Raw genomic sequence first — 13,140 nt, forward strand, 5'->3', positions numbered from 1 at the left:
CATCAGCTGCTCTTGTCGGCGGCGATGGAGATGTTCTGGACACCGGCCATGCGGATCTGGTCCATGACCTGCACCACCAGACCGGAACGGGATTCGCTGTCGGCCTGGATCACCACGGCGCTCTCCGGGTTCTCCGCCCGCAGCCGCTCGATATTGGCACGCACGGCACCCACTTCGACGATGCGCTTGTCGACCCAGACCTGGCCGTTCTCGCGGACCGCGACCATGATGTTCCCCTTCTTCACCGTCTCGGCCGTGCTGGCGCTCGGGCGGTTGATCTCCACGCCGGACTCCTTGACGAACGAGGTGGTGACGATGAAGAAGATCAGCATGATGAACACGATGTCCAGCATGGGGGTCAAATCGATGGCCGCCTCGTCAGCACCGCTGTCGCTGTGACGTTTTCTCATGGCAAAAACTCCTTGCTTGTTCTGTGCCCCGGCGGGCATGGCCCGGCCGGGGATGTGCATCCTGCATCAGCCGTGTTTCAGGTTGTCTTCCAGCTTCTGCACGGCCAGCTTGGCCTTGTGATCGAGCCGGCTGACAAAAAACAGGCCGGAAAGGGCGGCAATCATGCCCGCCATGGTCGGTACCGTCGCCTTGGAGATCCCCGAGGCCATCGCCCTGGGGGAGCCGGTGCCGGTGATGGCCAGGGTGTCGAACACCTGCACCATGCCCACCACGGTCCCGAGCAGCCCCATCAGCGGGCAGAGGGCGATCAGCACCTTGATGACCGGCATCCCCTTGTCCACCGCCATGGCGACCCGGGAGACCAGCTCGCGGCGGATCTGCCTGGCGGACCAGGAGAGGTGATCGGTGCGGGCCAGCCAGGCCGTCTTGGTCTGTTTCACCTGCTGGGGATAGACCGCCATGAAGTAGAACCAGCGCTCCAGCAGCAGGGCCCACATCATCAGAGTCAGGAAGAACAGGGCGACCAGTACGTCGCCCCCCAATCCCAGAAACCGGCGGACCGACTCGACTTCTTCAATCAACCAGAACCACATAGGTGACTCCTTAGGCTGCGGCTTTGGCGGCGTGCAGACGTTCCTGATAACGGGCAACGAAACCGGCGCTCTGCTCTTCCAGTACCTGGATCAGACGGCGGCTCTGGGTCTGCACGATGGTGTAGAGGAACAGCATGGGCACGGCCACGACCAGACCCTGCATGGTGGTGACCAGGGCCTCGGAGATACCCCCCGCCATCAGCTTGGGATCGCCAGTACCGAACAGGGTGATGGCCTGGAAGGTGGCAATCATCCCGACCACGGTACCCAGCAGGCCCAGCAGCGGGGCGACGGAGGCGATCAGCTTGATGAGGCTGATGCCCTTCTCCAGCTTGGGCACGTTGCGCAGGATGATCTCGTCGAGCTTGGATTCCAGATCCTCGATGTTGTCACCCCGGTGATCCTGGTAGGCTCCCAGCATCTCGCCGATGGGGTTGCCCTTGATGATCTGCTCGGATTTCAGCTGCTTGCGCATGGCACCGCCGATGAGGGAGAGACGGGCACCGCAGAACAGGGCCAGCAGGGTACCGATGACACCCAGCGCCAGGATCACGTAGCCCACGGAGCCACCCTGATCGATGCGCTCCTTGAGGGTCGGCGACTGCACCAGCAGGGAGAGGATCACGCCACGGGACGGGTCGATGAAGATGGGTTCGACGCTGCCGCCACCCTGTTCAAACTTGGCGACCGGTTCCAGCACCGCGTTCTCGGGCTGGCGGGAGAGTTGTTCGAACTTGCCGGTCTCCGGCACGAAGGTGAGGTACTTGCCTTCGGAGACGGTGTTGAACTCGCCGATCTGGGTCACGGTCTTCTGGGCCTGGTTGCCCTCGCCGTAGACCACGGTGGCCGGGATCTGGCTCACCTTGCCACCGTCGACCATGCGGCTGAGGGTGGTGGTCCAGAAGGCGGTCAGGTCATCGCTGGAGGGCAGCTCCTTGCTCTCGGCCAGGCGAGTCAGCAGGGCAGTCTGCTCGGGATGTTCGACCCGGCGGGCGGAGGCGTTGAAGATCCCCTTGAATTCACCGGCGAACTGGCGCAGCACGCCAAACATCTCGCCCATGTTGCCGGAGCGCTGGCGCAGGGTTTCGGTCAGCTCGGTGAGCTGCTTGTCGTTGGCATCGAAGGTGGCCTTGAGCTTTTCGCCCCTGGCGACTTCGGCGGCGAGATCCGCCTTGGCCTTGGCGAGCAGGGCCCCTTGTTCGTTCTTGTCAGCCAGGAAGCGGGCTTCCCGCTCCTTGTTGAGCTGGGATTCGCTGGTGCTGGCGGCCTTGACCTGATTGAGCAGGGCGTTGAGATCCACCGGCTTCTCGGCGGCGGTCACCGGCAGGGTGACCAGGGTAGCGCCCGCGATCAGCGAGGCGATGGCAAGTTTGATTCCTTTCATGATGCTTTCTCCGCAGTTTGAACCGGCAGCTTGATGAGGGCGGGGGGTGCCTGCTTCTTCGCGATGCGAAGGCCTTGTTCAACCGCACTGCGATACTCCTGGGGCAGTACTTCCCACTGGCGGGTCTTCTTGTTCCACATGCCGGTCTCGTTGCCATCCGGGGACTGGTAGAGCAGGGCGATGCGGCCGACGCGCAGGAACTCGTAGGTCTTCTCGTCCCCATCCTTGTCCAGGCTCGCCTTGTAGGCTTCGATGGTGCGGCTGAAGCCCTCCTCGATCTGGTAGGCCTCGAGGATCTTGCGGTACTTCTCGGAGATGGTGACGTCGGCCCGGTTCATGAGATCGGTCAGGGCCGCCACGCGGTCCTCACGCTCCACCTTCTGGAACGGCAGGTCCAGGGAGACGAACTGCTCGAGGGAGTCGATCATCTTGAGCATCAAGGGCACCACTTCGGTGCTGGTCTGGTCGATCTGGGCGATCTGCTTTTGCATGGAGGCGAGTTCGGCGCTCTGGGAGTCGACCATCTTGCCCACTTGCTCGTTGTAGGCGCGTAGGCTGTCCACCTGGCGCAGGGCGGCCTTGTACTGGGCCAGGGCAGACTCGGCAGACTCGGCGTAGCTGTCGATCTTCTGCTGGGAAACTTTGGATGCATTGTCGGTGGCGGCTTGAGCGTCCACGGCCTGACCGGCGGTGGCGGCACTCAGATTGAAGCTGGTCAGCAAGGCAGCCGAAATCAGGCTGCCGAGGAGCGCTTTCTTCATTGTAATTGTCCTTGTCTTCATAGGATTACCCTATCTCCGTAACTTCCTTGGGACCTTGGGCAAAGCCGGCCCGAACGGGCCGGCTTGTGGTTTGCTGGTGGATTAGAACTTCTGGCTGTAGTCGAGGTAGTAGATGCGACCGTCGATGCTGTAGAGCTCGTCGTCATAGGTGAAGCCATCGCTCTCGAGGGACGGGCCCACGTTGAACATGTTCTTCACGCCGACCTGGATCTTGCCGTTCCAGGGCGCTTCCACGCCGACGTTCAGGTTCCAGGTGGTCTGGGACGCGATGTGGCCCACTTCCTCACCGGTATCGGCGATGTAGTCCTGGCTCTGGGAGTCGATGTAGTTCGCGCTCAGGTAGGTATCCATGTTCCACCATTGGGGAACGTTGACACCCACACCGGAGCTGAAGCGCATCTGGGGCAGACCGTTCTGGCCGATCTTGTCGATGACGGGACCACCGGCGTACAGACCTTCCTTGTATTTCAGGATGTAGGTACCGCCCAGGTCATAACGCACGGTGGCGTAGTTCAGGTCGTAGGTGTAATCCACCTTCAGGTCGAGGCCAGAGGTCTCGAGGGTCCCCAGGTTGACCATGGGAGCGATGGCGCTACCGATCTTGCCCTGGCTGTTGCGGGTGATGCTGCTGGAGCTGCCGCTGTTCAGTTCGTCATAGATGAGAGACTGCAGGGAGTTCAGCTGGATCACGTCCTCGATCTTGATGGTGTAGTAGTCCAGGGAGAGGTTCAGGTCATCCACCGGGCTGTAGGCCACCCCGAAGTTCCAGGTGTCCGCTGTCTCTTCCTTCAGATCCTCGTTGGAGGTACGGGTGGTGGTGTACTGGCGGTTCGGGCAGTCTGCCGCGGAGATGCCGTTGGCCTCGCAGTAGACGTAATCCTTCGCCCAGTCGGCGGACTCGGAATCAGCCGAGTAGAGATCGCTCAGGCTGGGGGCGCGGAACGAACGGGACCAGGAGGTGCGCAGCATCAGGTTGTCCAGCGGCTGGTAACGCAGGCTCGCCTTGGGGGAGAAGGCGCTGCCGAAGTCGCTGTACTTGTCGAAGCGACCGGCCACGTTCAGCTCGATCTGCTCGGTGATGGGCACCAGGGACTCGATGTAGGCGGCAGTCACGTCACGCACGCCACCGGAGGAGTTGCCTGCGGAGCCGATGATGTTGCCGGCTTCGGACTGGGCGTCGTATTTGTCGGCATAGACCCAGTCGTTGTACTCGGCACCGGCGTACCAGCTGACCGGACCGGCCGGCAGTTCACCCATGTCCCACTGGACACCGGCGTACCACTGGTAGAAGTCCATGGTGGCGCGGCGGCTGGTGTCGGCGGCCATGGAGGCCGTGCTCTGGGGGTCGAACTCACCACCGACGAACTTGCCGTCGGCAATCGCCTGCTGGGCGGCGGACTTCAGCACGTAACCGGTGCCGTTCTCCTTGTTGTCGGTCTTGGAGTACATGTAGCCGGCGTTCCACTGCATGTCGCCGACGCTTTCGGTGGCGATGGTACCTTCGAAGCCGAGGTTCATGCTGCCGGTGGTGTCGGTGACATAGTTGTCACGGGGACCGACGTTGCTGAAGCGGTAGTAGGCGTAGGCAGCCTCACCCAGACCCTGGGTGGCGGCGGCATCCAGGCCGTTGTCGGCGAAGAACTGGGCGTTCTTCGGGTTGGCCGGGTCAATGGTGAAGGCGCCGGCAGCCGGGGCGAAGCGGCCGAAACTCTCGACCCGGGAGCCGATGATCTGCGGCACGAAGTCCACGTTGTCGTTGATGTGGTAGCGACCGTTTACGTACAGGGTGTCACGGCTGCGGGAGGCCGTGGTGGCCGCGACCTGGCCGTAGTTGAAGTTACAGCCGCCCTCGAAGCCGACGAAGGGCTCCTTGCATGAGCCGTCGGCATTGGTGGCGCCGGCCAGGGGGCCGTATTTCCAGATGGGGTCGCCGTTGGCGTCAAGACCCGTGATCCCCTCCACGTTGCGGCCGTAGGCGCTGGGGGAGTCGTTGCCCTGCTTGGCAAGATAGTCCCGATCGCGACTGTAGATGACGTCCTTCTTGTCGTGCTCGTAGACCGCCATCAGGGAGCCCTTCTCGCCGGCCACCCCTGCCACGATGGAGCCGCTCTTCTCGTCGCCGCCCTCTTCGCTCGGGGAGCCAATGCGGCCCTGGAAGTCCAGCCCTTCGTAGCCCTCTTTGAGCACCACGTTGATCACGCCACCAATGGCGTCGGAACCGTAGATGGCGGAGCCGCCGTCCAGGTTGACCTCGACCCGCTCAACGGCGGCCATGGGGATGGTGTTGAGGTTGATGGAGGTGCCGCCCATGGTGGGGGAACCCGCTACCCGCTTGCCGTTCAGCAGAACCAGGGTACGCTCGGAACCCAGGCCGCGCAGGCCGACGGTGGATTGGGACTGGAAGGAGCTGCCGGAGGCAGGGGAGACGCCGCCAAAGGAGTTGTAGGAGGCTTGCTTGAGGTAATCGGCGACGGTCTGCTGACCGGATTGCTCGATTTTCGCCTTGGTCACGGAGACGACCGGGGTGGAGCCTTCCACATCGACCCGGGAGATCCGGGAGCCGGTGACCTTGATTTTTTGCAGTTTTTCTACGTTCTGGCCCTCTTCGGCCAGGACAGGGGTGGCCACAACTGCCGCGCTCGCCAAGGCAAACGCTACGGCAGCAGAGAGTCTGCTTTTCCTAAGCATCGCTAGTATCCTTCCTGATTGTTTATTGTTTGCTTCCATTACCGCCCTCGTTGGAGCGGTGCGTAAGGCTTATCAAGGTTTGGTGATGGACGTCAAATGGAGCGGCGGGGATGGGGGCAGCAGAGGGAATTAGATGGGAATATGCACTTGATGGAATATTTTTGGCGTTTTATTCCGTAAATGTTGCGTCAACTTATGTAAAGATGTTGTTAAGTTCGATTTTTACAATTTTATTGATTATTTTTGAACTTATCGATAAGTCGCTTGTCACTCCGGTGTCGATATCGAGAAAACGGTTTTTTGCAGTATTTTCATCTACTTTTATGGCGAGAGCGTTTTCCGGGGAACGGATGGTGTGGGCAGCTATCCCTCTTCTTCTATAGGTAAATAAGAAAGCAGTCCGACTTATCATTAACTTGTTGATTTTGTTCTGCTTGATATGGATTAAAACACCTGTGTAATTAATTTTTTAATATTTAAAATCGAGTTGGACGGGTAGGCGTAGCAGTTTTTTATATTGAAGTTGGGTTTTTTGGAAAAAATCATCCGCGGGATATGCTGCGGGGGGACATTCCCGGTCGCAGACAGGGTTCTACTTGATTTTTGTTGCAGAGCTTTTACAGTGACCGAGCTGGATTGTCTGTCAATGCCAGTCAATTCAGTGAGTAATGCCAGGTAAGGATAGGCCCGTCACCGGATGTGACTGGCCATAAAAGAACAACAAGGACGAGGTTCCACCATGCTGTCGTATTTCCTACGTCGGATGCTTTTGATCATCCCGACGTTTCTCGGTATCACCCTGCTCGTCTTCACCATCACCCGCTTCGTGCCGGGCGGCCCGGTCGAGCGCATGTTGCTGCAGGCGCAGGTCTCGCAAAACGAGTCAGGCCGCTCCAGTGGCAGCAAGGGGGCGCAGGCACTCTCCGACGAACAGATTGAAGAGCTCAAGGCGTTCTACGGCCTCGACAAGCCCATGCTGGTCGCCTACTGGGACTGGTTGCAGAAGCTGGCGGTGCTGGATCTCGGGGAGTCGACCCGTTATTACGAGCCTGTGTGGGATCTCATCAAGGAGAGGTTGCCGGTGACCGCCTTCTTCGGGCTCGCCACCTTTCTGCTGAGTTATGCCGTCTCCATCCCGCTCGGGGTGGCCAAGGCGCTCAGGCACAACAGCCGCTTCGATTCCCTGAGCTCCATGCTCATCTACATGGCCTATGCGCTGCCCGCCTACGTGGTGGGGATCTTCCTCATCACCGTCTTTGCGTTCCATCTGGAGTGGTTGCCCATGGGGGGCTTCCCGGGGGACGAGTTTGACGGGATGGAGAGCAGCTGGGATCAGATCCGCACCGTCTTCGCCCACGCCCTGCTGCCCCTCATCGCCTACGCCATCGGGGATTTCGCCATCCTCACCATGACCATGAAGAACAGCCTGATGGAGAACCTGTCGGCGGATTATGTGCGCACCGCCGTGGCCAAGGGGCTGCCGTTTCGCAAGGCGGTGACCGATCACGCCATGCGCAACAGCCTGATCCCCATCGCGAGTCACTTAGGGTCGGTGCTCACCGTCTTCTTCGGGGGCTCCTTCCTCATCGAGACCATCTTCAACATCGACGGCATCGGCCTGCTCGGTTACGAGGCCATCGTCGAGCGGGATTACCCCACCGTCATGGGCATTCTGGCCATCACCTCCATGCTAATGCTGGTGGGCAACATTGTCTCCGACATCTGCGTTGCCCTGGTCGATCCTCGCGTGCGGTTTGGAGAGTAATCATGAGCCTGAACTCTGTTGCCATGCCGATGCTGATGTCAGCCCATATCGTCTCCGACATCTGCGTTGCCCTGGTCGATCCTCGCGTGCGGTTTGGAGAGTGAGCATGAACCTGAATCCGGTAACTCTGAAAAAACTCAAGCGCTTCAAGTCGATAAAGCGCGGCTACTACTCCTTTGTCATCTTTTCGGTCCTGGTGGTCATCTCTCTGCTGGCGGAACTGCTGGTCAACAGCCGGGCCCTGGCGGTGAGCTATCAGGGGGATCTCTATTTCCCCACCTATGGGGACGTGATCCCGGGCCAGCACTTCGGGCTCGACTACGAGTACGAGACCAACTACCGCCAGCTCAAGAGCCAATTTGCGAAGGAAGGGAAGGGGGATTGGGTGTTGCTGCCCCTGGTCCCCTGGAACCCCTATGAGCAGGACTTCAAGGAGGAAGCCTATCCGCCCTATGCCCCGAGCCTGGCGGAGCGCCACTTCCTCGGCACCGACACCAGCGGTCGCGACGTATTGGCACGGCTGGTCTACGGCTTTCGCATCGCCATCGGCTTTGCTTTCATCGCGCTGGTGGCGAGCTATGTCATCGGGGTCAGCATCGGCTGCATGATGGGGTTCCTCGGCGGTCGGTTCGATCTCCTGATGCAGCGTTTCATCGAGATCTGGTCCCAGGTGCCCTTCCTCTACGTCATCATGATCCTGGTCTCCCTGGCCAAGCCGAACTTCGGCCTGTTCGTCGGCATCAACGTGCTGTTCGGCTGGATGGGGATCACCTGGTACATGCGCACCCTCACCTACAAGGAGCGGGCGCGGGACTACGTGATGGCGGCGCGGGCCCAGGGGGCGAGCACCCGGCGCATCATCTTCAACCACATTCTGCCTAATACCCTGATGATGATCGTCACCCTGGCCCCGTTTGCCGTGGTGGGCAACATCTCCACCCTGACGGCGCTGGACTACCTGGGCTTTGGCCTGGCGCCGCCGACCCCGAGCTGGGGGGAGCTGCTCTCCCAGGGGATCAACAACCTCGATGCCATCTGGATCGTGAGTTCGGTGGTGGCGGCGGTGAGCCTGGTGCTCATCATGGTCTCCTTCATCGGGGAGGCCATCCGGGAGGCGTTCGATCCGCGCAAATTTACCCGTTATCAGTGAGCGGTGGCGCCTTGCCAGGGCACATCGACAGGACCCTTAATGAAGACGCCCCCAGTGCAGGGGCATGACCAGGAAGTCAAACATGAACAATAAAATCAAATGGACAGGTGCTCTCTTTCTGCTGTTGAACGGATCCTGGGTGTGGGCGGCCAGCCTGCCCGCGGATCTGACGTGGGAGACCAACGACACCGACCCCGTGTTCGCCTCTCCCAAGGCGCTGCCCGGCGGCAACCTCAATCTCTTCGTCGACAGCTTCCCGCTGACGTTTCGCACCGTGGGGCCGGATTCCAACGGCTCGTTCCGCTCCTTCATCCTCGACAACCAGATGAGGCTCATCAGCTTCCATCCCAACACGGGCAACCCCATTCCGGCCCTGGCGAATGCCTGGGCCATCGCGCCGGACAGCCAGACCGTCTATTTCAGGCTCGACCCGCGCGCCAAGTGGTCCGACGGCAAGCCGGTCACCGCCGATGACTACACCTTCGGCTACGAGATGATGCGCTCCAAGGACATCAAGGGCCCCTGGTTCAACAACTACTACACCACCGAGGTGGTGGCGGTGGAGAAGATTGACGACCACACCATCCTGGTCAAGGCGGGCAGCCGCAAGGCCAAGCTCGATCTCCTCAACACCACCGAGCTGTGGCCCCAGCCCAAGCACTACTACAAGATGGGCCCGAACTGGGTAAAGCAGTACAACTGGGCCGTGGTACCCACCACGGGCCCCTACGTGATGAGCGACGTGAAGAAGGGCAAGTCCGTCACCTTCAGCAAGCAGAAGGAGTGGTGGGCAAAAGACGATCGCTACAACCAGCACAGGTTCAACCTCGACACCATCAAGGTGCAGGTGATCCGCGACCACAACATCGCGTTCCGCCACTTCCTCAAGGGGGAGCTGGACACCTTCGAGATGATCCTGCCCAACTGGTGGCATGAGAAAGCGGTCACCCCGGAGTACAAGCAGGGATACGTGCAGAAGGTGATGGCCATGACCGACACCAAGCAGGGGGGGCAGGGGGTTCACCTCAACGTGGCCAATCCCAAGCTGGCGGATCTCAACGTTCGGCTCGGCATTCAGCACGCCTTCAACATCGACAAGATGATAGAGACGGTGCTGCACGGCGATTATGACCGCGCTACCACCTTCGGCTCTGGCTTCGGGGCCTTCACCGACATCGCGCTCCCTGAGCGGGCCTACGACATCGCCAAGGCACGGGAGTACTTCGCCAAGGGCGGTTACGGCAAGCAGGGACCGGACGGCATCCTGCAAAACGACAGGGGAGAGCGGCTCACCCTGGCCCTCACCTACACCAGCCAGGAGCACTCCAAGCGGCTGACCGTGCTCAAGGAAGAGGCCAAGAAGGCGGGCCTGGATCTGGAGCTCAATCTGGTGGATGGCGCCACCGGCTTCAAGGTGATGCTGGAGAAGAAACACGAGGCGGCCTGGCTTGGCTGGGGGGGCGGCGGTCTCTATCCGCAATACTGGGAGTCCTTCCACTCCGACAACGCCAACAAGCCCCAGACCAACAACCTGTTCAACGTGGCTGACAAAGAGCTCGACAGCCTGATCGACGCCTACAACGTCGAGTTCGACATGGACAAGCGGGCCGCGCTTTCCCACCAGATCCAGCAGCGCATCTATGATCTCGCCATCTTCGTGCCCGGCGTTCAGCTCAACTACGTGCGAGCCAGCAGCTGGCGCTATGTGATGCTGCCGGAGGTGCCCGCCACCCGCAACACCCCGGATCTGCTCTACTGGCCCATGGATGGCTACCCCCACAGCAGTGGCGGCCTGCTCTGGATCGATCCCAAAGTGAAGGAGGAGACCCAGAAGGCCAAGTCTGACGGCAAGGCGCTGGCCCCCATCACCCTGATCGACAAGACCTATGCACATCATTGATGTGGCCCAGAAGGGAGCAGCAGTCATGCCCAACACACAGGCCACCGCCCCCGGCACCAGAGATCATGAGGGGCAGTCTCTGTCCCCCATCCTCGAGGTGCGGGATCTCGAGGTGGAGTTCGCCGTCGACGACGGCAAGATCAAGGTGCTCGACGGGGTCAGCTTCCAGGTCGCCCCGGGCAAGACCCTGGGGATAGTCGGCGAGTCCGGCTGCGGCAAGAGCGTCACCTCGCTGGCCATCATGGGGTTGCTGCCAAGGCCCCACGGTCAGGTGGTAGGGGGCTCCATCCGCTTTCAGGGGGAGGAGCTGCTCAATCTGCCGCCGGAGCAGATGTACAAGGTGCGTGGCAACCGTATCTCCATGATCTTTCAGGAGCCCATGACGGCCCTCAACCCGGTGCAGACGGTCGGCGATCAGCTGATGGAGGTGTTTCGCCTCCACCGCCCCGATTACAGCAAGGCCCAGCGCCGTGACGCCGCCATCGCCATGTTGAAGAAGGTGGGTATCCCCGAGCCTGCCCAGCGTTTCGCGGCCTATCCCCACAATCTTTCCGGCGGCATGCGCCAGCGGGTGATGATCGCCATGGCGCTGGCCTGCGAACCTGCCCTGCTCATCTGCGACGAGCCGACCACGGCGCTCGATGTGACCATCCAGGCCCAGATCCTGGATCTGATGAAGGAGCTGCAAGCCCAGACCGGCATGGCCATCATCTTCATCACCCACGATCTCGGGGTGGTGGCGGAGCTGTGCGACGAGGTGGTGGTGATGTATGCCGGGCGTGCGGTGGAGCGGGCCGATATCTATGAACTGTTTGACCACCCGCGCCATCCCTATACTCATGGTCTGATGGCCTCGATCCCGCGGCTGGAAGATGTGCCAAAGAGCCTGCTCAAGACCATCAAGGGTCAGGTGCCCGCCCTGCACGAGATGCCGGCGGGGTGCCGTTTCTCCAACCGCTGCCCCCATGCCACGCCCCTTTGCGTGGAGACCATACCGGTGACCGAGCAGTTGAGCGAACGCCACGGGGTGGCCTGCCACCACTGGAAGGAGGTGAGCCTATGAACGGCCTGGTGCGGGGACGGGGTGTCGCAGGACAGCCAGGCGGCGGGAAGGCGACCAGGTCGTCTGCTGCCATGAATCGTCGGGGATGGAAGTCATGACCAGCTTGTTGTCGGTAAGCAATTTAAAGCAGCATTTCAAGATGGGTGGCGGTTTCTTGCGCAAGCAATACACCGTCTACGCGGTGGATGGCATCAGCTTTGATCTCAGGCAGGGGGAGACCCTTGGCCTGGTGGGGGAGTCGGGATGCGGCAAGTCCACCTTGGGGCGTTCGTTGCTCAAGCTGTTCGAGCCGAGCGCCGGCTCTATCACCTTCGAGGGGCGTGACATCACCCACCTCTCGCCCAAGGAGATGCGATCCCTGCGTCAGGAGATGCAGATCGTGTTCCAGGATCCCGCAGAATCCCTCAACAGCCGCCACACGGTTGGGCAGATCCTGGAGGAGCCCTTCATCATCCACGGCAAGGGCAACGCCGAACAGCGCCGGACATGGGTGCAGGAGCTGCTGGAGAAAGTCGGCTTGCCCGGCAGCGCGGTGGATCGCTACCCCCATGAGTTCTCTGGTGGCCAGCGCCAACGTATCGGCATCGCCCGAGCCATCGCCCTCAAGCCCAAGCTGCTGGTGTGTGACGAGGCGGTGTCGGCGCTCGACGTGTCGGTGCAGTCCCAGATCGTGAACCTGCTGCTCAATCTGCAGCGGGAGATGAACCTCGCCATCATCTTCATCGCCCATGACCTGTCGGTGGTCAAGCACATCTCGGACAGGATTGCGGTGATGTATCTGGGCCGGATCGTCGAGCTGGCCGAGGCCCAGGCACTCTACCTGGCACCGCGCCATCCCTATACTCAGGCCCTCATCTCCGCCATTCCGGTGCCGGATCCGCGGCGGCGCAGCCAGCGCATCCTGCTGACGGGGGATGTGCCGTCCCCCATCTCGCCGCCGAGTGGCTGCCACTTTCACCAGCGCTGCCCCCATGCAACGGATCTGTGCCGCACCCGCTCGCCTGCCCTTGAGGCGTGCGGCGGGCAGGGGCATCAGGTAGCCTGCCATTTCCCCTTGACCGTGCAGGAGGCGGTGCCACTGGGAAAGGCGATATGATGCCGGCGCCCGCCACGTCGCGACCAGCATCGCTGCAAGGTGGCACCGAGGAGGCGCAATAAAGGCGGAAACGGAATAAAAAAATGGGGCCTGCGGGCCCCATCTTCATGGTTGGAGTTCAGGTTTGGCCGTGGAAATTCTGGCCCGGGCAGGACAGCGCCCCGATGGGGGTGGCTGCTGTGTGGATTGCTGAGTTGTTTTGTAGTTTTATTACGTTGCTAATTTCAACTTCCGGACAGGCGATATCAGGCGCCATAACGGAAGTAGTAATTGCGGGTTGCAGGCGCATAAGTGTCTTTCTCTTCAGC

At 61.0% G+C, this 13,140-nt stretch carries 10 protein-coding genes; 5 read left to right on the forward strand and 5 right to left on the reverse strand.

Annotated features, from left to right (window positions below):
• Nucleotides 1–2 precede the first annotated feature (2 nt).
• The 5 genes from C2U47_RS14815 to C2U47_RS14835 form a co-directional block, all read right to left on the reverse strand.
• Nucleotides 3–410, reverse strand: a complete 408-nt coding sequence (locus tag C2U47_RS14815; RefSeq protein ID WP_010675476.1) for an ExbD/TolR family protein — start codon at nucleotides 408–410, stop codon at nucleotides 3–5.
• A gap of 66 nt (nucleotides 411–476) precedes the next feature.
• Nucleotides 477–1,004, reverse strand: coding sequence for a MotA/TolQ/ExbB proton channel family protein (locus C2U47_RS14820; protein WP_010675475.1), 528 nt, complete (start codon nucleotides 1,002–1,004; stop codon nucleotides 477–479).
• Nucleotides 1,005–1,014: 10 nt separating this feature from the next.
• Nucleotides 1,015–2,388 carry a MotA/TolQ/ExbB proton channel family protein gene (locus C2U47_RS14825; RefSeq protein ID WP_010675474.1) on the reverse strand — a complete coding sequence of 458 codons (1,374 nt, stop codon included), beginning with the start codon at nucleotides 2,386–2,388 and terminating at the stop codon, nucleotides 1,015–1,017.
• Nucleotides 2,385–3,149 carry a DUF3450 domain-containing protein gene (locus tag C2U47_RS14830; protein ID WP_010675473.1) on the reverse strand — a complete coding sequence of 255 codons (765 nt, stop codon included), beginning with the start codon at nucleotides 3,147–3,149 and terminating at the stop codon, nucleotides 2,385–2,387. The genes C2U47_RS14825 and C2U47_RS14830 overlap by 4 nt, the downstream gene beginning before the upstream one ends.
• A gap of 102 nt (nucleotides 3,150–3,251) precedes the next feature.
• A complete protein-coding gene (locus tag C2U47_RS14835) occupies nucleotides 3,252–5,858 on the reverse strand; it encodes a TonB-dependent receptor plug domain-containing protein (protein WP_029314784.1) in 2,607 nt (868 codons plus the stop codon).
• Between the two features lie 739 nt (nucleotides 5,859–6,597).
• Here C2U47_RS14835 and C2U47_RS14840 point away from each other — a divergent pair.
• From C2U47_RS14840 to C2U47_RS14860, 5 genes are all read left to right on the forward strand, one after another.
• Nucleotides 6,598–7,623, forward strand: a complete 1,026-nt coding sequence (locus tag C2U47_RS14840; RefSeq protein WP_010675471.1) for an ABC transporter permease subunit — start codon at nucleotides 6,598–6,600, stop codon at nucleotides 7,621–7,623.
• 106 nt (nucleotides 7,624–7,729) lie between these two features.
• Nucleotides 7,730–8,773: an ABC transporter permease gene (locus C2U47_RS14845; RefSeq protein ID WP_010675470.1), complete on the forward strand. Its 1,044-nt coding sequence runs from the start codon at nucleotides 7,730–7,732 to the stop codon at nucleotides 8,771–8,773.
• A gap of 82 nt (nucleotides 8,774–8,855) precedes the next feature.
• Nucleotides 8,856–10,673 (forward strand): extracellular solute-binding protein, encoded by a 1,818-nt coding sequence (locus tag C2U47_RS14850; RefSeq protein WP_010675469.1) that lies wholly within the window; start codon nucleotides 8,856–8,858, stop codon nucleotides 10,671–10,673.
• Between the two features lie 25 nt (nucleotides 10,674–10,698).
• Nucleotides 10,699–11,736 (forward strand): ABC transporter ATP-binding protein, encoded by a 1,038-nt coding sequence (locus C2U47_RS14855; protein ID WP_010675468.1) that lies wholly within the window; start codon nucleotides 10,699–10,701, stop codon nucleotides 11,734–11,736.
• A 94-nt stretch (nucleotides 11,737–11,830) separates the two neighbouring features.
• Nucleotides 11,831–12,832 (forward strand): ABC transporter ATP-binding protein, encoded by a 1,002-nt coding sequence (locus C2U47_RS14860; RefSeq protein ID WP_069784465.1) that lies wholly within the window; start codon nucleotides 11,831–11,833, stop codon nucleotides 12,830–12,832.
• Nucleotides 12,833–13,140: the final 308 nt, after the last annotated feature.

The sequence above is a fragment of the Aeromonas sp. ASNIH7 genome (assembly GCF_002903485.1).
Taxonomy (GTDB): Bacteria; Pseudomonadota; Gammaproteobacteria; order Enterobacterales; family Aeromonadaceae; genus Aeromonas; species Aeromonas caviae.